This window comes from Luteolibacter yonseiensis (assembly GCF_016595465.1).
Classification (GTDB): domain Bacteria; phylum Verrucomicrobiota; class Verrucomicrobiia; order Verrucomicrobiales; family Akkermansiaceae; genus Luteolibacter; species Luteolibacter yonseiensis.
Map to the genome: position 1 here is coordinate 1,218,566 of NZ_JAENIK010000011.1, position 22,746 is coordinate 1,241,311.

Genomic DNA, 22,746 nt, shown 5'->3' on the forward strand with positions numbered 1-22,746 from the left:
AAGGCTCCGCTTCTCAGGCGAACATGCCGCGCCGGGCGAGGTGGCTGAGCCAGGGGGCGAACGCGAGTTCCGGGCAACGGGTTTTCGAAAATGCGGCGAGTTCCTCGATGCTGCGGCCGCCGTCCATGGCTGCCAGGACCTGGTAGTGCGCGGTGGGAAACGCGCAGGGTTTGTGCCATGCGTCCACGAGCGGCAGGTGGTTCCGCGCGCAAAGCAGGCGGAAGGCGTCGAGTCCGGGGAATGCGGGTGGCTCGGGATCGTAGTGCAGGGACTCGATTCGAGGGCTCACCCATCCTCGGGTGATGCCGGTGAAAAGCTGCCGGGCGATCCACTTCCCATCGCGCCCGGGCAGGCAATGCAGCACCTCTTCCATTTCCACGCAGGCGGGGGCGAATGAATCGATCACTTGGAAAAGTTCGATCTCCTCCGGATCGTCCGGCGGGTGGCTGGCGCGGACCGCCAGATCCAGCATGAGGCCGGACGGCACGCGCGGGGCGATGGGTGCGTCCTCCCGGCAGAGCACGCCGGAGCGGAACGTCCTGCCCGCCGCCTCGTCCACCGCCATTTGGAAATCGAGCGGATCGGTCGCGCGGGCCTCCAGCTTCGCGAGGGTTTCCGCGCCGAGGTTGGACGGGATATTGCCACCGGGATCGGTTTCCCCGAGCCAGCGCAGCCCGGCATTCGCGGCGGCTTGGGCGAAGCGGTCGAGCGGCCAGGCGTCGTTCACCGGGCCGAAGTCGTCGAAGGCGAGGATCGCCGGTCCCTTGGCCAGCATGTCGTCGATGATGGCGGCTTCCGGATTACCCGCGGGGGTGAGTTCCTTCAACAGGAGAAGGCAGGAAACCAGATCCCCGCCGCCCGCCTGTTGGATGGCGCGGACCTTCGCGATCACCGGCCTGCGGGGTTTCCAACCGCTTTCCAGATTGAAGCTCACGGTCGCGATGCCCGAGGGCGCGAGGTGCCTGCGGCAGAAGACGAGCAGGGCGGCCTTCACCGCATCCGGCACCCATGAGAAAAATCCGTGCGCGATGATGAAATCGAACGGACCACCCTCCGGTTCGTAGGTGGTCAGGTCCGCCGCGTGGAACACCACGTTCGTCACCCCGGCGGCGACCGCGCGTTCGTTAGCCTCGTCGATCGAGCGTTCGGCCAGATCGATTCCGATGAAGTCGCTCTCCGGCCAGCGCATCGCCAGCGGGATGAGGTTGTGTCCCGAGCAACAGCCGATTTCCAGAATCCTGGCACCGCGCGGATGCTTCACGTCCAGCCCGCCGATGCGGGCGGCCACCGCGGACATCGCGGGATCCGAGAGGGGATGGCTCATCGGCGGATAAACCTGTTCCTGGTAAAGTTGGTGAATGACGTCCGACATGTTTTTCAGGAAATCCGGCGGACCTTGATGCGGTCCCAGTACATCCGGTCGCGCCAATCATGGAACATTTCCCCATGGCTTTCCAAGCGGGGTCCGGTGGCCACGGCATCACCGGCGACGAGCACCTCGTTCATGCTCTGCAGGGTGGTCAGGCTCCTGACGGTGGGAAATGAACCGCGCAGGATTTTCCGTGTGAGCGATTGCATGGTCCGGTGGCCGGGGCCGACCACGAGGTTCACCGCCAGCAGGCCGCCCGGTGCCACGGCGCGGCGCAGGTGGTCCATCAGTTCGGAATTCCACGCGCGCGGGCGGAAGACGTCGGTTTTGCCGGCCAGGTAGATGTCGTCGAACACGACGTCGAACCGCCGCTGGTTTTTCGCCAGCCATTCATAGGCGTCCGCCGTGTGGATCTCGATACCGAGTTCGTCCAGGTCCATGTGCCGCCGCGCGAGGGAAACGATCTCGCCGTCGATGTCGATGGCCGTCAGCTGGCAATCCGGCAGCAGGTGGCGCAGCACGCGGTAGGCGGTGCCGCCTGCCAGGCCCAGCATGAGGATGGAGCGCGGTGGCCCGTCCTTGCGGAGCAGCACGGAGGCGGCGATGAGGTCCCACGCGAGTCCCGTGAGGAAACGCCTGCTGTGGTGCCAGGCATGGATGGCACCGGCCACGCGGAACTCCGTCGCCACATCCGATTTCCAAACCTCAAGGGACTGGAATTGGGTATGAACGGTTTCCACGCGACGCATCGGCAGGGATGTTGCGGCGGGTTCGCGGGGGAGTCGAGGATTTCAGGGATGGGCGGGGGGATTCTTTTCCAGCCGCAAAAAAGGTGGGAAAATCCGTGAAAGCAGATCGGGTCAGGGTACGCACGGAAGACACGCCGAAGGGGCAGGCTACATGCCTCACCGCCTCAGCTTGTCGGACTTTTTCCAGAAATCCCTTCCGGCGGCGGTTTCCATGTCCGCCATGAGCCACAACTGGCGGGCGAGGCCGCCGTTGGTGATGAGGTCCTTGGCGGGTTCCTTTTTCCAAGCCTCGTAGTGGAAGTCGCAGTCGGTCTTCGCGCGTTTCAGGAGGTAGTCCTCCTTCGTCCAGCGGTAGAGTTCCAGATCCGCCTCGACCATGAGGTGGGACCACTTGATGGAGTCCCGGTATTGGCCGGTCTTGCTGTCGGTGAAGGCCTTGGCGGCGACCCCCATCTTCTTCGCCTCGTCCAGGTAGATGTCCTCGCCGGTGAGGGAATAGAGGCAGGTGTAGGCGCGGAGCATCATCGCGCTGTTGTAGGTGAGCTGGCCGCCGTTCACCTGGCCGGTGACGACGTTGATCGCGTCGCCGAACAGGCTGTTGCCCCCACGCAGCGTCTTGGTGGTCCATTTTACGATCTTGCCGCCGTCCGCGATGTATTTCGGGGCCTCCTTGGGCTCGCAGAATTTCGAGAGCCGGAAACAACCGACGGCGGCCGGGGCGTTCACGCAGGTGTTCTTGGAGTCGCCGGTGTGTTTTTCATGCCACCAGATGCCGCCGCCGCCGACTTCGTCCCAGCCGCTCATCACGAACTCGAGCACTTCGGTGGCGCGTTTGAGGTAGCGGGATTCCCCGCTCATCTCGTAGGCCTCGAGGAACATGATGACCATCCAGGCGTTGTCATCGTAATACTTGTCATTCCCGCCTCCGGCGGTGGGGGAAGGTTCGTAGCCGGGGATCTTCACCTTGGTGTCCCAGTAAACCTCCATGCCTTCGAAATATTTCCGCATGATGGATTTGTATTTCGGATCATGGCGGGTGGCGGCCACCACCGCGGAGAACATGACGCCGCCGCCCCAGATGAAGTCCGGATCGTCCTTGTCGATCGCGCCCTTGTAGAGATCGCGCTTTTTCAGCCAGAAATTTTCGTGGGTGTGGGCCATCACCTCCGCCGCCCGCTTGCCGTAAACGCCGGATTCCGCCGACTGCCCCCAGCTCCTGCCGGACAGTCCGCAGGCAAGGATGCCCGAGCCCATGGTCTTCAGCAGGTGGCGGCGTGTGTGGAGGTTTTTCATGGGTTGCTGCGTCAGAACACGCGCTGGTCGGCCCCGTCCTGTCAATTCCCCTTGCCCGGCTTTTTTCGCTTTCCGGAAAATTCCGCACCGCCAGACTCGCGGGCATGAACTTCGGCATCATCGGCACCGGGAGCATCGGACGTTTTCACGCGGAGGCCATCCGGGCGATGGACGGCGGCACGCTGCACTCGGTTTTCCAGCGGAATCCGCAAAATGCGGCGGACTACGGGGTGAGGTCGTATTCGGATCTCGCGGAGTTCCTGTCGGATCCCGAGTTGGAGATCGTCACCATCGCCACGCCTTCCGGCGCCCATTTCGAGCCGGCGCTGGCGGCGCTTGCGGCGGGCAAGCATGTCGTCTGCGAGAAGCCGCTGGAAATCACGGCGGCCCGCATCGATGAAATGTCCGCAGCCGCCAAGAACGCCGGCAGGACCCTGGCGGCGATCCTCAACCGTCGGTTCAATCCGGCAATGTCCGCCTTCAAGGCGGCGGCGGACGCGGGCCGTTTCGGGAAAATCACCTCAGCCTCGTGTTATGTGAAATGGTTCCGCGACCAGGCCTACTACGACTCCGCCGAATGGCGTGGGACTTGGGAGCTCGATGGCGGCGGCGCGCTGATGAACCAGGCCATCCACAGCATCGACGCGCTGCTGCACCTCGCCGGTCCGGTGAAATCCGTGCGGGCGAACACGGCGTGCCTCGCGCACGAGCGCATCGAGGTGGAGGACATGGCCGTGGCGTTGCTGGAATTCGAAAATGGGGCGCGCGGCGTGATCGAGGGCTCCACCTGTTCGTGGTCGAAAGCCGGCCACCCCGCCCGCGTCCAGATCTGCGGCACGGAGGGCTCGGTCTTCCTGGCGGATGAAACTTTCGAGGCGTGGGATTTCAAACACGGGCAACCACACGATGAGGAGATCCGCGCCACCCTGATGCGCGGAAACCAGGCCGCGCTGGGCGGCAACGACCCGAAGGCGATCCAGTTCCACCAGCACCAGCGGAACTTCGAAGAGGTGGTGAACGCCATCCGCGAGGGCCGCGAACCGAGCACCTCCGCCGGTGAGGCGAGGAAGGCGGTGGAGCTGATCGAGGCGATTTACGCAAGCGCGGCGGCTGGTGGCGAGGTGCGGTTCCTGACATGATTTTTTTGGAGAATTGTGGATCTTCCGGGGGCGGGTGGGGGAGGATAGCATTGCCAGATTGTCGGGAATGGCGGAGGTTTCCGGCATGGTCTGTGGTAGCCCGGGAGGGATGGTATCATGAGTGCGGGTGAAACGAGCTGGACGATCGTCGGCCAGGGGCTTGCGGGAACCTGTCTGGCGTGGGCGTTGTGGGAGAGGGGGGAGGAGTTCCGCATCATCGATCGCGGCGAGGGCGGCAGTTCACGGGTGGCGGCGGGGATGGTGAATCCGGTCACGGGAAAGAATTTCGAACCGAGCTGGCGGATCTCCGAGTTCCTGCCGGACGCGCTGGCGTTTTATGCCGCGGTGGAGGGGCGCATCGGGAGGCGGGTGTGGAATCCATTTCCGGTGCTGCGGTTGGCGGGGAATGACAAGGAGTGGCGGAAAATAGTCTCGAAGCTGGATGCGCCGGAGGTGGCTCCATGGGTTGCTGGTCAGGTGGCACCGCCGGATGGCTGGGCGGGTGCGGTTGAACTGCGGGGCGGCGGCAGGCTGGACACGCGGGCGTTCATGGACGGATCGCGGGATTTTTTTGAGAAGCTGGGATGCTGTCGGACGGGGGATTTTAAGGACGCTCCGTCGCCCCGGACGATCCGTTGCGAGGGCGCGGCAGGGCTGCTGGGCGGTGGCTACGGGCCGCAGCGTTGTGCGAAGGGGGAGATCCTGACGGTGCGGGCGGAGGACTGGGATGAGACGCGAATCCGCATCGGCGCGGGGGGCTGGCTGGTGCCGTTGGGCGGAGGGCTTTTCAAGGCGGGCTCGACGTATGAGTGGAACGAACTGGACGAACTGCCGACGGCGAAGGGCCGGGCGCGGGTGGAGGAGATCGCTGGCCGGCTCGGGGGCGGGGCTTTCGAGGTCATCGGCCACGAGGCGGGGGTGCGGCCGATCCTGCGCCGCAGCCAGCCGTTGATCGGCCCGATGGCGGATGGCGGATGGATGTTCAACGCGCTGGGGTCGAAGGGCTCGCTCTACGCGCCGGGGATGGCGGCGAGGTTGGCGGCATGGCTGGTGGATGGCACGGAGCCCGAGCCGGAGGTGGACTTCAGGAAATTTTCCTCCCAGTCTGACGGGCATGAGTGACGCGCAGTTCCCACCAAGACCGACGGCGCTGGCGCAGGAGATGTTGCGTCCGCTGGTTTTTGAGGGGGACCTCGTGATCGATGCGACAGCGGGCAACGGCCATGACACGCTTTTCCTGGCGGAGTGCGTCGGTGTGTCCGGACGGGTGCTGGCGTTCGATGTGCAGGCGGCGGCGCTGGCGGCGGCGGGGCGGTTGCTCGGCGGGGCCGGGCTGGCGGAACGGGTGTCGTTTTTCCACGAATCCCATGGCCGGATGGAGGAGCGTGCCGCGGCGGGATCGGTGGCGGCGGTGATGTTCAATCTGGGTTACCTGCCGGGTGAGGATCACGCGCTGACGACGGAGGCGGATGAAACACTGGCGGCGCTGGAATCGGCGGCGCGGTTGTTGAAATCCGGCGGGGTGCTCTCGGTGGTGTGTTATCCCGGCCACCCGGCGGGAGCGGTCGAGGCGAAGGCGGTGGAACAATGGATGGCCGGGAAGACGGCGGACGGGTGGCGGGTGGCGAGATACGGCGCGCTGGGGACGAGAAGGCCGGCGCCGTTTTTGTTGTTGGGGGGAAGAGGTGTCAGGTTGCGTTGAGTCTGAAAACCAGCGCGGCTCATCCCTCCGAAGGTTTCCGCCGGTAGCTCAGGAAACATTCTCCGTCCCGTGGCTCGAAGTGGTTGATCTCGAAATCCAGCGACCTGGGAAGAAATTCCGACGGAATGCCGGTGACGGTGGGGGCTGAGAGCCCGCCGAAAAGCGTGTGTCCGGCGAGGGTGAGGTGGAATTCGTCGATGGCATCCAGCTCCGCCAGCGCGCGGACCAGTTCGCCGCCGCCCTCGCAGTGGAGGTGTTTCACTCCAAGGTCCGTGGCGAGGGTGCCGAGGAATGCCGGCAGGGTGGTGTGGTGCGCGGTCGCTCCCGGGATTTCCCCGGCTCGGTCTCCGGTGACGCAGAGGTGGATCGCTCCGCCCGGTTTCTGGAAAACCGGCAGATCGGGATCCAGCGAGCCGCCGCGGGTGACGATGCAGCGCAGCGGCTGCACGGTTTTTCCCGGGACGGTCATGGTCATCCGGTCCGCGACAAGCGTGCCCTTCCCGACGAGGATGGCATCCGCCGTGGAGCGCAGGGCGAGCAGGCGCGTGTGGTCCGCAGGGGACGTCCAACCGCTGGGGCGCTTGCCGGTGGAGGAGATTTTTCCGTCGGCAGAGATCGCGAAGTTCACGGAAATCCATGGTTTTTCCATGCGCCAAGGCACCCGTTCCGCACGGGGAATGCAAGCACCGCCTTCTGATCCAGTGCTTGCCAATATCCCACCGCGCGGTCATGGGAGCGGCACCTCACGTGGGGAACCCATTGATATGTCCATTCCAGATCTCCCGATCATCCTGACGTTGATCGTCATTCTCATCACGCTCGTCGCCTTCATCCGGGAGTGGGCCGCACCGGATGTCATCGCGCTCTCTATCCTCTGTCTGGTGGTGGCGCTGGGGCTGGTGGACGCGTCGAAGATGACGGATGTCTTCAGGAACGAGGCCCCCATCACCATCGCCGCGCTGTTCGTCATCGGCGGCGCGTTGGAGAAATCCGGCGCGGTGGACCACATCGGGCGTCTGTTGCGGGACCGGCTTTCGGGGAATGTCCGCTGGGCGATCCTTTCGTTCTCGCTGCTGAGCGTATTCTTCAGCGCGTGGATGAACAACACCGCCATCGTGGCCATCATGCTGCCGGTGACGCTCGGTTTCGCCCGGTCCAAGAACATCGCTGCCTCCAAGCTGCTGATGCCGCTTTCCTACGCCTCCATCCTCGGAGGCTGCTGCACGCTCATCGGCACCTCCACGAACATTCTGGTGAACGGCGCGCTGCGGGATCTGGGGGAGCCGACGATGGGCATGTTCGAGCTCGCGCCGCTGGGCATCCCGCTGGCCATCGCTGGCGTGGGTTATCTGGCCATCTTCGGGCCGAAGCTGATTCCTGACCGCTCGTCCATCACCGGCAGTATGGAGATCGAGATGCGGACCACGCCGCTCTACCATGTGCTCATTTCCGAGACTTCCGGGCTGATCGGGAAAAAACTCGTCGACACACCGCTGGCGGACCGTGCCACCGGCATCCACGTCATGGAGGTCCGCCGCAAGGGGACGCGCGTGATGCTGCCGCTTTCGAAGATCGTGGTGGAGAAAAACGACCGCTTCATGATGGCTCTCCACCGCCGCGGCGGACGGGCGGCCGAGCCGGAGGCGTTCTTCGCCAGCATCGGCGCGCAGTTGATTTCCCAGGTCGACGGCATCGTGTCCGAGCTGGTCATCTGCGACGAGTCCTCGCTGGGCGGCATCACGCTGGCGCGTTCGGATTTCCGGCAGAAATACAACTGTGTGGTGCTCGCGGTGCACCGGAACGGGGTGAACATCACCGACCGGATCGCGGACCTTCCGCTCGATCCCGGCGACACGCTGCTCGTCATCACCGCGCGGAACAACCTCGCCGCGCTGGAGGAGACGCGGGATTTCATCCTGACGGACTCGCCGGAGGACCAGCCCGCCGCCGGGGAGGTCGCGAAACCGAACGGCCACGTCATCCTGTCCTGGGCGAGCCTGATCGGCGTGGTGCTCGTCGCGACGCTTTCGGACCTGCTGCACCCCGTCTATCCTTGGGTGCCGGATATCCCGATCCATTTCTGCGCGCTGGTCGGCGCGCTGCTGTTGCTCTGGCTCAAGGTGCTCACGCCGCGCCAGGCCTACGCCAGCATCGACTGGCAGGTTCTCATCATGCTATACGGATTGCTGGGCCTGGGGATGGCGATGCAGAACACCGGCACGGCGCAATGGCTGGCCGAGACGCTGGTGAACACCGCGAAGGGTTTCATCTCCCCGGAGCACCTGCCGCTGGCGCTGCTCTGGATGGTTTTCCTGATGACCCTGCTGCTCACGGAAGTGCTGTCCAACAACGCGACGGCGGTCATGATGGTGCCCATCGTGGTGAAAATGGCGCACGAGCTCGACGTGAATCCGTGGGCGTTCGTCATGGCTGTCACCGTGGCCGCCTCCACCGCCTTCGCGCTGCCGATGGGCTACCAGACGCACATGATGGTCTATGGTCCCGGCGGCTATAAATTCCGGGATTTCCTGCGGGTGGGCATTCCGTTGAATCTCATCTGCTGGGTCATCGCGTGCCTGCTGATCCCTTGGATCTGGCCGTTCCACAAATGATGGGGCGGGGGACCGCAAAACCGAAGGTCGCGGAGCGCGGCGTCGACGCGGCACTCCAGGAAGCCCTTGTCAGATCGAAAGATCCACCGTCAGATCCCCGCCCAGGCCCTCGATGGCGGCGATGAGCGTGGCGCTCTCCGTATCTTCTGGAATGGAAACGATGCCATGCGCCCGGAACATCGGCTGGCCGGTCATCGGCGCGCTTTCCAGGCCGGTGGTGAGTTCCTCGATGTTCCCGCCCGCGCTCGCCACGGCGGCGGAGAGCTCCTTCACGATGCCCGGGCGGTCGTTCCCCACCACATCCACCACCACGGTGCGGCGGGTGGCGCTTTCCTCCGCCTCCTCGCGCACGGCGAGGATGGTGAGGCCGGAATTCCCGGGTGCCTGGAGTTCGGAAATGAGGGCATCCACGGACGCCGTATCGCACTCGATGCGTGCGATCCCGGCGAACTGTCCCGCCAGACGGGCCATGCGGCTTTCCAGCCAGTTTCCGCCGTGGGCGGACACCGTGTCCGCGAGCGAACTGACGAGGCCGGGGCGGTCGGTGCCGAGCACCGTCATGACGAGGTAGGATTTCATGACAGAAAACAAGCAGAGCCACCGTGAAATGCGAGACGTTTTCGCGCCTTTCCGCACCCATCCGATTTCCGGCCTGCCGCCTTGTGAAGTCGGAAAAAGTGGGGCAGGCTCCCGCTCGATCTGACCAGAAAGCCCTATGGCAAACGACCATCCGTTCCAGAATTTGTTTGAAACCCTCGGACGTGTCCCGACCGCACATGCGGAAACGGTGAACCGCCAGGCTTCCGAAATCCTCGCCGACATCCTCGCCGTCCCTCTGGACCACGCGGGCCGCTGCATCCTGCTGCGCGCGCCCCGGGCCGGCTACGGCAAGACCCACCTCCTTTCCCGGACCCAGCACCGGCTCGGCGCGGTGAACGAATTCATCCCCCTGCACGCCGCCTCGGGCTTCAGGATCGATGCCGCCACCGTCACCTCGGACATCCTGCGGCGGCTGGTGCGCCAGCTTCCCGCCTCGGGCGGGCTGACCACCCTGGACCTGCTGGTGCGCCGCTTGTTCGCCTCCTCGCTTGAGCCGCTCGTCAGCTCCGGAGAAGTGCCGTCCGAGGACCGCGTGGGCGCGCTCGCCGCCCTGCGGAACCGCCCGGTGGAGACCTTCGATTTCCACCACCCCTACGCCGCCACCGCCCACTGGGCGAAGGAAAACTTCGAGCTCCTCAGCCAGCGCCTCAGCTACGAACTCGCCCAGCGCAGCGGCCAAGCCGTCCGCGAGGTGGATTTCTGGGTGGGCGTGTTTTTCCGCTTTTCCTCCTCCGCCCTCGACAATCCGGACCGCGTCCACGTGCTCACGGAGAGCATCCTGCCCGCCACCGGCACGGAAATGGAGCGGCTGGAGGCCCTGCTCGGCCTGCTCACCTTGTTGGTCCGCGTGGTGCTCGTCGCCGACGACCTGGAAGGATTCTCCACCGATGAAACCGCCGCCCTCCGGCTCGCCGCCTTCCTCGGTGCGCTCCGCCACTCGGTCGGCCGCGTCGATGTCATCCTCTCCCTCAATGACGACATCTGGCACAGCGCCTTCATCCCCCGCCTCAGCGGAGGACTCGCCGACCGCCTGTCCGAGATCGTCGTGGAACTCGAACCGCTCGGCGAAACGGAAATGGCGGCGTTGCTCGACTCCCGCGCGCCAGGAATGGGGAAACAACTGCTCGGCGGCATCGACCTCGCGAAATCCGGCACCCACCCGCGCGGCCTCATCCGCGCGGCAGGCCAGGCCTGGCTGAAGGCAAAAGCCCCCTCCGCCGGCAAACCCGTGGTCGCCGCGACCCCCGCTCCTGTGAATGCCCCCCTCGTCGCGAAGCCCGCGCCGGTCCCTCCTCCCTTGCCCGAGCCACCTGCCTCCATTCCGGTGCTGGCCCCGGTCTTCGAGCCCGCCCCTGCTCCAGCGGCCACTGGATTCCAATGCCCGCCGCCCCTTCCTCCATACGAGGATGCCAAGGTTTCCGCTCCGGCGGCCTCCGCTCCAACGGTGACCATCACCGGAGCCGCCGACTCCGGCACTTTCGCCACCCCGCCTCCACAGGAGAAAAAGACCCCGCCCACGCCGGATTTCTCCCAATCCGCCGCCACTCCGGAACCTCCGGACTCGCCATTCAAGATCGTCGAGGAAAAATCCGTCGCGGAAAAACCCGCACCATCCCCCTACGAACCACCGCCGGGGTGGATCCCACCCAAGCGGCAGCCCATTTTCCGAGACCAACAGGCCGAGGTCATCCAGCCGATTTTCATTTCCCAGCCTGCTGCCGCCGCGCCGGAAGCCACCTCCACCCCTGTGAGCGCCGCCTATTTCCAATCCTCCACGCCGGTCTTCCAGGCCGTCCACGAAGAACCCTCCAAGCCGCAACTCGCTCCGGAAACCGCCGTCGCATTCGCCGCGCCCGGGGAAAATGCTTCCCAACCCCCTGAAACGCCCGCTTCCCCGACATTCCAACTGCCGCCGGATTCGCCGTTCGAGATTGTCGCCACGGAAGAGGAACCCTCCGTGGCTCCAGCTCCGGCGTCAGCCCCGGCGCCAGCCGCTGTGCCTGCTCCGGCGGCCCCATCCACGTCGGAAAATCCACCGTCCAACGCCGCCGGCACCGACCGCGTGGACGACCTGCTGCGCCAATTCCGCGAACGCTACAGTCGCGGGAGCTTGTGAAAATTTTCACAAACCCCTTGCGAATCGGCCCGCTTTGGGTGCTTATTTCTGCGGCAAATCCGGCATGAGTACCACGACCCAAGAATTCGAAGCTCCCGACACCATCGCCCGCGCCGCCCGCGCCGCGGACAGCTACCATGCGGAAACGGACGATCTCGTCGGCGAGCGCATGGTGCTGAACATGGGACCTTCCCACCCGGCGACCCACGGCGTGCTCCGTCTCATCCTCGAACTCAACGGGGAAATCATCCATTCCGCCGATCCCGACGTCGGCTTCCTCCACCGGGGGGACGAGAAAATCGCGGAAAACATGCACTACAACCAGTTCGTGCCCTACACGGACCGCCTCGACTACCTCGCCCCGCTCGCGAACAACGTCGCCTACGCCTGTGCCGTGGAAAAACTCATGGGCTGGACGCTGCCACCGCGCGGCCAGGCCCTCCGCGTGCTCTGCTGCGAGCTCGCCCGCATCTCCTCCCACATGCTAGGGGTCGGCGTCTGCGCCATGGACGTCGGTGCGATGACCGTCTTCCTCTACACCTTCACCGAGCGCGAGAAAATCTACAACATGTGCGAGCAGCTCACCGGAGCCCGCTTCACCACCTCCTACACCCGCGTTGGCGGTCAATTGCGCGACATGCCCGCCGGCTTCGAAGCAACCGTCCGTCAGTTCCTCGACGAATGTTCCGTCACCATCGAGGAAATTTCCAAGCTTCTCGACAAGAACAAGATCTTCCTGGACCGCATGGTCGACGTCGGCGTCATCAGCCGCGAGTCCGCCATCGCCTGGGGCATGACCGGCCCGAATCTCCGCGCCTGCGGCGTCGAGCGGGACCTCCGCAAGGACAGCCCCTACCTCGGCTACGAGAAATACGACTTCGACGTCCCTATCGCCGATGAAGGCGACTGCTACGCCCGCTACCAGTGCCGCATGGAGGAGATGCGCCAGTCCATCCGCCTCTGCCGCCAGGTGCTCGACACCATGCCGGAAGGCCCGGTGAACCTCGCGGACCCGAAGAGCATCCTGCCGAACAAGGAGCGCGTGCTCATGTCGATGGAGGAGCTCATCCACCACTTCATCGTCTCCACCCAGGGCATCGACGCCCCGGCCGGAGAAGTCTATTTCGCGGCGGAGAACCCCAAGGGCGAGCTCGGATTCTACATCCACTCCAAGGGCGGCGGAGTTCCCTACCGCCTGAAGATCCGCAGCCCCTCGTTCTGCAACCTTTCCATCACCTCCAAGCTGCTCCCCGGCCACATGGTCTCCGACATCCCCGCGATCCTCGGCTCGCTGGACTTCGTCATGGGCGAGTGCGACCGCTGATCAGATCCTTTTCCCCATGAAAGCACTCCCCGCCATCCTCGCCTCGCTCTCACTCAGTGGATACGCTTCCGCCGCCTTTGAAAGCTGGACGAACAAGGAGGGGAAATCCGTCGAACTTGATCTCATGAAGGTCACCCAGGCAGACGGCCAGCCCCAGGGGGAGTTCAAGCTGCGCGACGGCCGCACCGCCATCCTCAAGGCCTCGGATCTGTCCGAGGCGGATGCGAAACGCCTCGCCGCATGGAAGCCCGCCGCAGCGGACACCGCCGCCACAGCCGCTCCGGCACCTGCCGCCGAGGTTGCGAGCGCGTTCGACAAGGTGCTGGATGGAAACCTGGTCTCGCTCAGTGGCAAGCGCCTCGCCGCGAAAAAGGATTTCGTCAAGCCCACCAAATACTACCTCTTCTATTATACCGCCTCCTGGTGCGGTCCGTGCCACAAGTTCACTCCCTCGCTGGTCGAGTTTTACAACAAGAACAAACCCGGCAACAACGAGTTCGAGCTGGTGCTGATCACCAGCGACAGCAGCGACGACGCGATGGAATCCTACGCCGGAGAGTTCAAGATGCCCTGGCCGCAGCTCAAGCTCTCCCGCACGGAGAAGTTCAAGAAGGAATTCAAATACCCCGGCGGCGGCATTCCCAACCTCGTGCTCACCGACACCGAGGGCAAGCTGATCAAGGGCAGCTACGAGGGCCAGACCTACGTCGGCCCCACCGTCGTCATGAACCACTTGGGAACCCTGTTGAAAAAGTAAGCACTCCGGTGCGCCAACAATCCGAACCATTCTATGTCCGCTTCCACGCTCGAAGAAACCGTCGCCTCGCACGAGACACCCGGCAACCAGTTCTACACGCCGTTCACCGTCACCGCCGAGCTTGAAGCGGAGGCGGACGAGCGCATCTCCCACTACCCGGCGAGCAAGCGCTCCGCCACCCTGCCGCTGCTGCACATCATCCAGCACAAGTTCGGCTACATCTCCGCGCCAGCCATCGAGTGGGTCGCCGCGAAACTTGAGATCGAGCCCATCAAGGTGCTTGAGGTCGTCACCTTCTACCCGGGCTTCCGCCAGTCCGCCCCCGGTAAATTCCACATCCGCGTCTGCCGCACGCTCTCGTGCGCCATGGGCGGCAGCTACGAGCTGATGGAGCGCCTGTGCGAGCTCACCGGCATCGACCGCTCCGCCAGCGACTCCCACCATCACCCGATCAGCGTTTCTCCCTGCGGGAAGTTCTCCGTCGAGTTCGCCGAGTGCCTCGCCTCGTGCGGCAGCGCGCCCGTCTGCATGGTGAACGATGATTTCCACGAAGGAATCCCCGCCGGAAAAGCCGAGGAACTCCTCGCGAAATACGCTCCGCAGGTGTGATCCGCAAACGGCTTCCACACGGAGCGACCGGCTTCCGGCCGCTCCACCCCAAAGGGGATCATCGCTGAAACCAGCCTCCTCCGCACCAAAGGTGCGGAATGGGAAAGCCCGGCGCAAGCGCGGCACGGCCCCGGGGCATGCCATGATCATTCTACAGGTCCCATAGGGACGACATCCGTGGCACGCCGCTTCCCGGCGGATCAGCTCCCTTCCGGGCTCCGGTTTGTGCTTCGGGATCTTTTCCTAAGGCGTTGCCATGGGCTTGTATCTTTCCCTTTGGTTGCCAATTCCCACCTCCGGGGTGGAATGAACGAAACCGATTTCAACCACGTGTCATTTGATGAGCAACCTTGTTTGTTGCTCTCTTTCCGCCACCGCCAACCGGCATGCCGGTGAAGCCGTCTGACAGCGTGGGCCGGGATCGCGAGACATGGTTGAAATCCACCCACCATCCATCCATCGGATGAATCGCATCCAAATTCCCAAGTCCCTGTAAAAGAGGTTCCAAGCTTTCGCCAAAGCCACTATCGGGCTATCTTTACCATCCTGTTTGAAAAAAAATCAAATTTCCCGAAACTTTTTAGCAACCCCGGGGTTCGTCTCTTTTCCCTGGCGTAACCCATATGTCAGGAGCGCTCGTAACGGGTCGCTCGCCACCGGATGTTCCAACCCATAGATAATGAACATCCGTTTTTGCAATCGACTTAAAATAAGAGATTAAACATGCGTAAAAAATTGTTAAGCCACAGGCTTTTTCAGCTCGACCGACCGCGGAATGACAGTTATTTCTCAGCGATGGAGACAACTAACTTTTATAAAAAATTGAGTTCTTATGTCTTCTCCCTGTACGCCTTCGGGCTCGCCTTAGGCAGCGTGCAGGCTACGGAGATAGACGATATCGAGGGCCTCAAACTCGCGATGCCGCTGGTCGGCACTTCCGGGATCCGGGTCATTACGCCGACCTTGCTCGAAGTGGCCCGGGTCAACAGCAAGCCGTCGGGAGGGGCGCCGGATTCATGGAATTTCGTGGATTCCGCCGGAACCTTCAGCGTGCCTGCGGACAGCTACACCGTCACGGTCAACGAACAGACCGTCACCGCCACCGTTTCCGGATTCCGCCGGAGGCCTCTCTACGCCCCGCTCCCGTCCCGGGACCTGCGGGTGGACAACCGGATTTTCATCACTCTCCAGAACCCTCTCGTGAATGGCGACGAGGTCACCGTCACCACCTCCAACTGGGAGGGTCCCACCTCGGTGCCCTACGAGGTCACCATGGATCCGCTCCGCAGGAATGCCGCGATCCACGTGAACCAGGAGGGCTACCAGACCGCCTCACCGAAGAAGGCCGTCATCGGCTACTACCTCGGAAACGCGGGCGAACTCCAGGTTCCCGCCACCACCTTTTCCGTGATCAACTCGGACGGGGCGACGGTTTATTCCGGAAACCTCACCCTCAAGCCGGACGTCGGCTACGTTTACACCCCGCTGCCGTACCAGGCGACGAAGATCGCGGACTTCAGCGGCCTGCAGACGCCCGGCGAATACCGCCTGCTCGTCCCCGGCCTGGGGACCTCGCTGCCCTTCCGCATCGATGACGGCATGTTGCTGAACTACGTCCGCGCCTACGCGCTGGGCCTCTACAACCAGCGCTGCGGCTGCGACATCGAGCTGCCTTACAGCCGCCACACCCATGCCGCCTGCCACACCGCCCCGGCCTTCATCCCCATGCCCCAGGAGAATTTCCCCAAGGCGTGGACGAACATCATCTCCAACAACTCGGACCCCAGCCACTCGGCGGCCCGTCTGGCGAGCAACGCGACATCGCTCTACCCCTTCGTGAAAACCGGCACCATCGACGTGTCCGGCGGCCACCACGACGCGGGCGACTACAGCAAGTACACCATCAATTCCGCCCAGCTCATCCACCACCTCGTTTTCGCGGTGGATGCCTTCCCGTCCGTCGGCGCGATGGACAACATCGGCATCCCGGAAAGCGGGGACGGCAAGAGCGACCTGCTGCAGGAAGCCAAGTTCGAGGCGGATTTCCTCGCGAAAATGCAGGATGACGACGGCGGATTCTTCTTCCTCGTCTATCCCAAGGACCGCAAGTACGAGGACACCGTGCTGCCGGAAAACGGCGATCCACAGGTCGTCTGGCCCAAGAACACCTCCGCCACCGCCGCCGCCGTGGGCGCGCTCGCGGAAATCGGCTCCTCGCCTCTTTTCAAGGCCCAGTTCCCCGTGGAGTCCGCCCTCTACCTGAAGAAAGCGCAGGCGGGCTGGGATTTCCTGATGAAGGCCATCGCCACCTATGGCAAGGATGGTTCCTACCAGAAGCTGACCCACTACGGGAACATCTTCACCCACGATGACGAACTCGCCTGGGCCGCTTCCGCCATGTTCGCCGCCACGGGAGATCCCGCCTACCAGACCCAGCTCATGGCATGGTTCGCACCCGGCACCCGGGACACCCGCCGCTGGAGCTGGTGGAAACTCTTCGAAGCCTACGGCTGCGCCGCCCGCACCTATGCCTTCGCCGTCCGTTCCGGCCGCCGCCTTCCCACCGAGATGAACGCTTCCTACCTCGCGCTCTGCGAGGCCGAGATCGTCGGTTCCGGAAACGACATGCTCGACCGGGCGAAAAACTGTGCCTACGGCAGCTCCTTCGAGAGTGATTCCAAACGCCAGCGCACCGCCGGCTGGTATTTCTCCAGCGACCGCGCCTTCGACATCACCGCCGCCCAGATCATCTCGCCGAACCCCGCCTACGAGGACGCCGTCCTCTCCAACGTGAACTTCGAGCTCGGCTGCAACCCCGTGAACGTCTCCTACATCACCGGCTCCGGCCAGCGCCAGCAGCGTGAGATCGTGAACCAGTACGCGAAAAACGACAAACGCGTCCTGCCACCGAGCGGCATCCCCCTCGGAAACATCCAGACCGGATTCGCCTACCTCTCGCCGTACACCTACGACCTCGGCGAACTCGTCTACCCGCGGGACAGCGCCTCTGTCGCGCCCTATCCCTTCTACGACCGTTGGGGTGACAGCTTCAACACGACCACGGAATTCGTGAACCCGCAGCAGGCGCGCAGCCTCGCCAGCCTCGCTTACTGGGCCGCGAAATCCTCCGGAGGATCCCAAACGTGGAGCACCACGCCCGCCAGCATCACCGGCCCTGTGGGCTACGTGCCTGTCGGCGAACCCGTCACCGTCACCCTCGTCAGCCCCGGTCTGGACCTGACCAAGGCCCGCATCACCTGGGAGGCATCCGGCACGGAACCCTCCATCGCCGGGACATCATGGACCATCACTCCCGTCACCATCGGCACCCAGTGGATCGAGGCGGAGGCGGTGATGCCGGACGGCCGCCGCGTCGCCGCGAGGTTCGACTTCTCCACCCGTTTCGCCACGGGCAGTCATGAACACACGCCGGACAGCGACACCGTCGCCCTCTATCACTTCAACGGCAACTTCAACGACTCCTCCGGCAACGGCAACCACCTCACCGTCACCGGCAACGTCCAGCGGGTCACCACCAACTCCGGCTGGATGGCATCGCCCTCCGGCGAGGTCGCGCGGTTCACCAATCTCGGTGACACCCTGACCTTCACCTTCCCGGACTCGCTCATCTGCCCCGGCACGAACAGCGCCAACAGCACCCCGTTCACCCTGGAGGCGTGGATCTACCCGCGCAGCTACAGGGCGTATTCCTTCGGAAACTACTCGGTGCTCTCCCTGTTCCAGTTCTGGGACAGCAGTCTCGGGGCCGAGGACGGGAAATGGAACAGCCCCGGCAACCCCGCCGTCATGAGCGGCGGCTCCAGCATCCTCACCACCGCCCAGTGGAAGTCCGCCATCACCCTCGGCACCTGGCAGCACCTGCGCTTCATCCGCTCCGCCACCGGCGAACTGAGCTGCTGGATCAACAACGTCTGTGTCTCCACCATCGTCGCCACGCCCAAATACGGCCGCGTGAACGACTGGGTGCTCACCCTCGGCAACATCGACGCGGACATCGACGAGGTCCGCCTGAGCCGGACGGTCCGGTGATTTCCGGGTGAATCGTTCCAAATAACATCCTGTCTCCAGCCAGGCACCGGTGCGCGTCACCGGTGCCTGGTTCGTTTCGGGGGGGGCGGATCATCGAAGCACCTGTCACCCCTCCGGGACGGAAGATAAAGAAAGCCGGTGATGATTGGGGACATCGCCACCACGGGCAACGTTCCAACGATCCCGATCCTTCACGCCTTCCTCCGCGTCTCCACCCACCACAGCCATCCCAGCACCGCGAAATAGCCGATGAACTCGGCCACCTTGTTCCAGTATTGGATCGGCGCGTCGGTGCCGTGGCAGCCGCAGGAGATGTCGAGTTTGTGGTTCCATGCCCAGCCGATGGCGATGGCGAAGACGACGACAAGTCCGGCGATGGCGACGATGGCACCGCGCTTGAGGATGCCGAGCATGAGGCATACCCCGGCGATCAGCTCCACCCAAGGCACCGTGTAGGCGACGACGGCGTCCCACGGTGCATGGACGAGCTTGTAGTTTGCGACGTCATAGGTGAAGCGGTCCAGCCCGGTGCCGAAGATTTTCAATCCGCCGCTGTAAACGAACCAGGTCCCGAGCAGGACGCTGGCGATGAGGGAGAGGACTTTCATGGCGATGGGGCGGGTGTGGGTGCTGCGGCGAGTATCGGCGGCTTTTCCAAAGCGCGCATCACGCTTTTTGAGGAAAATTTCGACCACGACGAGATCTCCAACCCCGCGCTGCGCAGCCCCCTGGCGGTCCAGTTGTTACAGGTGTTGACGATGGAGTAGCGGCCTGTGCCGAGGTAGAACCGGCTGTCACCATAGAGGCCCTTGCCGGGAGAGATCACCTGCACACGGTCATCGTGCGCCATGCTGGCGGAGATGAAGCAGGCCATGTTGTCGAGCTGGTCCTGAGACATCCGCAGGGCGGAAATCCGGCTGTGGGGAAACGACAGGTAGGGAGAATCGGGGACCGCGGAGATGTGGACCACCGAGCCGGACGAAAAAAACGCGGCATGGAGGGCGAGGCCGGTGGTGACGGTTTTCGCCTGATAGAACCCCTCGTCTCCCCAGCCGATCTCATAGCAGGCGGGTTTGCCGAAACGGGCCTTGAGCGCGGGGATCCGGCGGTTCAGGTCGGCCGCCGGGACGATGAGCGAGGTGTGCCAACCGTGGCTGGCAACGTAGGCGGTTACGGTTTTCGGGCCGTCCGTTCTCCCGGTGTAGGGAATGGCGGCGGGGTGGGGGGAGCAGGCGGTGAGGCAGGCCACGGCCAGGAAAATTCCCAAAAAAATCCCAAGTGCCGTGACGGGTTGGGATTTCATGAAGTCATGGTGGGTTAACCCGCGACCTTCAGGCTGACTATTCTCAACCGGGGGACGAACGCGGATGGAGGGATGAAACGGGTTCCATCCTCTCCGTATACGCGCGACGACCTCACGCGGGCTGGAGGAAACGGCGTTGCGCCTCTTCCTCGGGGTTGTGCGGTACCGCGGCGTTCTCCGCCTTGGTGTCGGCGAGAAGTTCGTCGCGGAATTTTCCGATGATCGCCTCCACCGGCCATGACGACGCCTCGCCGAAGGCACAGATGGTGCGGCCGTCGATCTGGTAGGCCACGCTTTCCAGGGTTTCGATGTCGGACGGGCTGGCTTCCCCCGCCACGAGGCGGTCGGAAATCTTGCGCATCCAGGTGGAACCTTCGCGGCACGGGGTGCACTGGCCGCAGGACTCGTGGGCGTAGAAGGCGTTCAGGTTGTTCAGCACCCAGGACATCTTGCGGGTGTTGTCGAGGACGATGACACCGCCGGACCCGGCCATGGATCCGCAGGCCGCGAGCGTGTCGAAGTCCATCTGGATGTCCCAGAAATCCAGGTCCTTGGTGGTGCCGTCCGGGTTCTTGAGCTTGAAGACCTCGTCACACTTGAGGATCTTGGAGGACGATCCGCCGGGGATCACCGCCTTGAACTCGCGGCCGTCCTTCGGTCCGCCGCACATGTCGTAGAGCAGCTCGCGCATGGTGATTTTTCCGACCTCGACCTCGAAGTAGCCGGGGTTCTTCACATCACCGGAGACGCAGAGGATGCGGGTGCCGGTGTTGCGGGCCACGCCGAGCTTGGCGTATTCATCACCGCCCATGCGGACGATGTGGCGGACGTGGCAGAGGGATTCCACGTTGTTCACGATGGTGGGGCACATGTAGAGGCCCAGCGCCGCGGGGAAATAGGGTGGTTTGATGCGCGGGTAGGGGCGCTTGCCCTCCAGCGACTCGATGAGGCCGGTTTCCTCGCCGCAGATGTAGGCGCCGGCGCCGCGGTGGACGTAGATCTCCACGTCCACGCCGGAGCCGAGGACGTTTGTTCCGAGGAAATTCTTCGCACGGGCTTCCTCGATGGCACGCTCCACGATGAGGGCGGCTTCCGGGAATTCCTCGCGGATGTAGATGTAGGCCACCTTCGCTCCCACCGCGTAGCAGGCGATGACCATGCCTTCCACGAGCTGGTGCGGGTCCTGGTGGAGGATGTAGCGGTCCTTGAAGGTGCCGGGTTCGGATTCGTCACCGTTGCAGATGAGGTAGACCGGCTTGGTGTTGTTCGGCGGGATGAAGGTCCACTTCATGCCGGTCGGGAATCCCGCGCCGCCGCGGCCGCGCAGGCCGGATTTCTTCACCTCCTCGGTGATGTCCTTCGGCTGCATGGTGAACGCCTTTTTCAGGTCTTCGTAGCCGCCGTCGCGCATGTAGCAGTCGATGGACTGATCCCAGCCCTCGCGGTCCACGTTTTTGAAAATGAGCCGGTATTCGCGCGGGTGGGGCTGCTTGGTGTAAGTGATCATGCGGAAGAGGTCGGGCGGACTATGGCCAAGGATTGCCGTCATGGAAAACCCAATTTTGGCAAAATGATGCGATCATGATCCGATTCCGGGGTGCGTGCCGGATCAAACATGGCTCCCACAAGGGAAAAATCTTTGTGATTGAAGCCCCGCCCGAATATCTCTAGCTCATGCGTCGCCTTGGTTTCCCCCGACCACGGCTCCCGCCCCCACACCCCCACCTTTACCCCCTCACGCCCCATGAAACATTGGCCGACCTTGTCGTTCGTTGTATCGATCGGAATTTCAACCTGCCTGACAGGCACCGGCATCGCCGGACCCGAATGCGCCGGAACCGCCCCGTCCTCCACCGCCGCGCTGGCCGAGCTGGCGACCGCTCCCGGCCCCCTGAAGCCCAAACCCAGGACCGGTCCGGACGTGCTCACCCCCGAGAGCGCGGCCACGCTCGCGAAGGACGAGAGGATCGCCCTCTTGAAAAAAGCCACCCTGTTGTCCGATCCGGAAAAACAGGCGGATATCCTCTGCGGACTCATCCGCGTGATGACACAGGACGAACTGGAGGAGGCGACCAAGACCCTGCTGGACGCCCAGCGCGCGGGAAACAGCTGGTCGCAGGACGTCTGGAACTCCCTCTGGACGCAATGGGGCCGGGTCAATCCCGAGGGCTGCCTGGCCATGTCCAAGACCGGCGCGCCGCGTCCGGGATCGAACGATCTCAACGGGCTGAATACCCCGGACGACTACCGCTGCCTCATGGTGGGCTGGCTGGAAACCCAGCCGGAAGCGGCCATGACATGGGCACGCCAACCCCAGGACGACCTCCGCGAAGCCACGGCGGCGGCGTTCGCCATCACCGGCAGTGCCAAGGGCGACGCGAAGCAAATGGAAGCCGCCATCCTCTCCGTTTCCAACAACGAGCTCACGACCCGCGCCTGCTTCCGCGAATACTTCGACCTCGCCACCTCCACCGGCGCGAACCCCACGGCGGCCGAGGTCTATGACCGGCTCGACGCCAAGCTTCAACCCGCCGCATGGCCCGAGGTGATGCGCCGTCTCACAGCCAGCGATCCCACCGCAGCCGCCTCATGGTTTGAAAAACACGGAAACGACCGTGGGCACGATCCATCCGCGACCGCGGCATTGGTCGGACGCCTGGCGGAAAAGGATCCGGAAGGCACCGCGAAATGGGCCGTCAAGCTGCCCGTCTCGCCGGAGAACCAACATCCCGGCGTCATCGCCTACACCAAATGGCAGGAGATCGATCCCGCAGCCGCGAAGGCCTGGGCGAAAACCCAGCCCGAAGGCATGATGTGGATCCGCGAACCCTCGCAACGCCCCGCGGGTGCCGTGCAGTGATCCGCTCCCGGTGGGCGGCATGGATCAACAGGATGCGCCCCGCGGCCGACTCCATGGAGGCGTGATACGTGATCGCCCCTCTTCCGCGATGCCGCGACGGTGAAACATCCATCGCGTCATGGCACGGGCGCGAAACTCTGACGCTCCCCATCGCCTTCCATATTTTCTGCGCGTCTTCCTCCGCGCGCCCGGCCTCCTCCGCGTTTCGATTCATCCAAACCCTTTCTTCCTCCGCGATCCATGTGGTGATTCCCGTGATCGCG

The 22,746-nt window shown here is 64.0% G+C and carries 18 protein-coding genes; 10 read left to right on the plus strand and 8 right to left on the minus strand.

What is annotated here, in order from left to right; translation table 11 throughout:
• Nucleotides 1-13: 13 nt before the first annotated feature.
• The 3 genes from JIN84_RS14835 to JIN84_RS14845 form a co-directional block, all read right to left on the minus strand.
• On the minus strand, nucleotides 14-1,372 hold the full coding sequence (locus tag JIN84_RS14835; RefSeq protein ID WP_200351823.1) for a class I SAM-dependent methyltransferase: 1,359 nt from the start codon (nucleotides 1,370-1,372) through the stop codon (nucleotides 14-16).
• A gap of 5 nt (nucleotides 1,373-1,377) precedes the next feature.
• A complete protein-coding gene (locus tag JIN84_RS14840; protein WP_200351824.1) occupies nucleotides 1,378-2,118 on the minus strand; it encodes a spermidine synthase in 741 nt (246 codons plus the stop codon).
• Nucleotides 2,119-2,274: 156 nt separating this feature from the next.
• The gene (locus JIN84_RS14845) at nucleotides 2,275-3,411 is read right to left on the minus strand and encodes a glycoside hydrolase family 76 protein (RefSeq protein WP_200351825.1); all 1,137 of its coding nucleotides are present in this window, start codon (nucleotides 3,409-3,411) and stop codon (nucleotides 2,275-2,277) included.
• 104 nt (nucleotides 3,412-3,515) lie between these two features.
• Between JIN84_RS14845 and JIN84_RS14850 the strand changes: the two genes are divergently transcribed.
• The 3 genes from JIN84_RS14850 (at nucleotide 3,516) to mnmM (ending at nucleotide 6,252) form a co-directional block, all read left to right on the plus strand.
• Nucleotides 3,516-4,550 carry a Gfo/Idh/MocA family protein gene (locus tag JIN84_RS14850; RefSeq protein WP_200351826.1) on the plus strand — a complete coding sequence of 345 codons (1,035 nt, stop codon included), beginning with the start codon at nucleotides 3,516-3,518 and terminating at the stop codon, nucleotides 4,548-4,550.
• Nucleotides 4,551-4,667: 117 nt separating this feature from the next.
• Nucleotides 4,668-5,672: an NAD(P)/FAD-dependent oxidoreductase gene (locus JIN84_RS14855; RefSeq protein WP_200351827.1), complete on the plus strand. Its 1,005-nt coding sequence runs from the start codon at nucleotides 4,668-4,670 to the stop codon at nucleotides 5,670-5,672.
• On the plus strand, nucleotides 5,665-6,252 hold the full coding sequence (gene mnmM, locus JIN84_RS14860) for a tRNA 5-(aminomethyl)-2-thiouridylate-methyltransferase MnmM (protein WP_200351828.1): 588 nt from the start codon (nucleotides 5,665-5,667) through the stop codon (nucleotides 6,250-6,252). The genes JIN84_RS14855 and mnmM overlap by 8 nt, the downstream gene beginning before the upstream one ends.
• Nucleotides 6,253-6,271: 19 nt before the next feature.
• Here mnmM and JIN84_RS14865 read toward each other — a convergent pair whose 3' ends face one another.
• Complete coding sequence (locus JIN84_RS14865; protein ID WP_200351829.1) at nucleotides 6,272-6,880, minus strand: RibD family protein; 609 nt, start codon at nucleotides 6,878-6,880, stop codon at nucleotides 6,272-6,274.
• 136 nt (nucleotides 6,881-7,016) lie between these two features.
• Between JIN84_RS14865 and JIN84_RS14870 the strand changes: the two genes are divergently transcribed.
• Complete coding sequence (locus JIN84_RS14870; RefSeq protein WP_200351830.1) at nucleotides 7,017-8,864, plus strand: SLC13 family permease; 1,848 nt, start codon at nucleotides 7,017-7,019, stop codon at nucleotides 8,862-8,864.
• Nucleotides 8,865-8,933: 69 nt separating this feature from the next.
• Here the strand turns inward: JIN84_RS14870 and JIN84_RS14875 are convergent, their stop codons facing one another.
• The gene (locus JIN84_RS14875; RefSeq protein WP_200351831.1) at nucleotides 8,934-9,443 is read right to left on the minus strand and encodes a glycine cleavage system transcriptional repressor; all 510 of its coding nucleotides are present in this window, start codon (nucleotides 9,441-9,443) and stop codon (nucleotides 8,934-8,936) included.
• A 136-nt stretch (nucleotides 9,444-9,579) separates the two neighbouring features.
• Here JIN84_RS14875 and JIN84_RS14880 point away from each other — a divergent pair, with 136 nt between their 5' ends.
• The 5 genes from JIN84_RS14880 to JIN84_RS14900 all read left to right on the plus strand — a co-directional run bounded on the left by JIN84_RS14880 (nucleotide 9,580) and on the right by JIN84_RS14900 (nucleotide 18,320).
• The gene (locus JIN84_RS14880; protein ID WP_200351832.1) at nucleotides 9,580-11,580 is read left to right on the plus strand and encodes a hypothetical protein; all 2,001 of its coding nucleotides are present in this window, start codon (nucleotides 9,580-9,582) and stop codon (nucleotides 11,578-11,580) included.
• Between the two features lie 64 nt (nucleotides 11,581-11,644).
• Complete coding sequence (gene nuoD / locus JIN84_RS14885; RefSeq protein ID WP_200351833.1) at nucleotides 11,645-12,904, plus strand: NADH dehydrogenase (quinone) subunit D; 1,260 nt, start codon at nucleotides 11,645-11,647, stop codon at nucleotides 12,902-12,904.
• Between the two features lie 16 nt (nucleotides 12,905-12,920).
• The gene (locus tag JIN84_RS14890) at nucleotides 12,921-13,661 is read left to right on the plus strand and encodes a thioredoxin-like domain-containing protein (protein ID WP_200351834.1); all 741 of its coding nucleotides are present in this window, start codon (nucleotides 12,921-12,923) and stop codon (nucleotides 13,659-13,661) included.
• A 33-nt stretch (nucleotides 13,662-13,694) separates the two neighbouring features.
• Entirely contained in the window at nucleotides 13,695-14,270 is a 576-nt protein-coding gene (locus JIN84_RS14895) for an NADH-quinone oxidoreductase subunit NuoE family protein (protein WP_200351835.1), read from the plus strand.
• A gap of 795 nt (nucleotides 14,271-15,065) precedes the next feature.
• Nucleotides 15,066-18,320, plus strand: a complete 3,255-nt coding sequence (locus JIN84_RS14900) for a glycoside hydrolase family 9 protein (protein ID WP_200351836.1) — start codon at nucleotides 15,066-15,068, stop codon at nucleotides 18,318-18,320.
• A gap of 191 nt (nucleotides 18,321-18,511) precedes the next feature.
• Here JIN84_RS14900 and JIN84_RS14905 read toward each other — a convergent pair whose 3' ends face one another.
• From JIN84_RS14905 to nuoF, 3 genes are all read right to left on the minus strand, one after another.
• Nucleotides 18,512-18,928 (minus strand): MauE/DoxX family redox-associated membrane protein, encoded by a 417-nt coding sequence (locus tag JIN84_RS14905; RefSeq protein WP_200351837.1) that lies wholly within the window; start codon nucleotides 18,926-18,928, stop codon nucleotides 18,512-18,514.
• Nucleotides 18,925-19,623, minus strand: coding sequence for a TIGR02117 family protein (locus JIN84_RS14910; RefSeq protein WP_200351838.1), 699 nt, complete (start codon nucleotides 19,621-19,623; stop codon nucleotides 18,925-18,927). Before JIN84_RS14910 ends, JIN84_RS14905 begins: the two co-directional genes overlap by 4 nt.
• Nucleotides 19,624-19,735: 112 nt before the next feature.
• Complete coding sequence (gene nuoF, locus JIN84_RS14915; RefSeq protein WP_200352041.1) at nucleotides 19,736-21,130, minus strand: NADH-quinone oxidoreductase subunit NuoF; 1,395 nt, start codon at nucleotides 21,128-21,130, stop codon at nucleotides 19,736-19,738.
• A gap of 237 nt (nucleotides 21,131-21,367) precedes the next feature.
• Between nuoF and JIN84_RS14920 the strand changes: the two genes are divergently transcribed.
• Nucleotides 21,368-22,483: a hypothetical protein gene (locus tag JIN84_RS14920; protein ID WP_200351839.1), complete on the plus strand. Its 1,116-nt coding sequence runs from the start codon at nucleotides 21,368-21,370 to the stop codon at nucleotides 22,481-22,483.
• The last annotated feature ends 263 nt before the right edge of the window (nucleotides 22,484-22,746 follow it).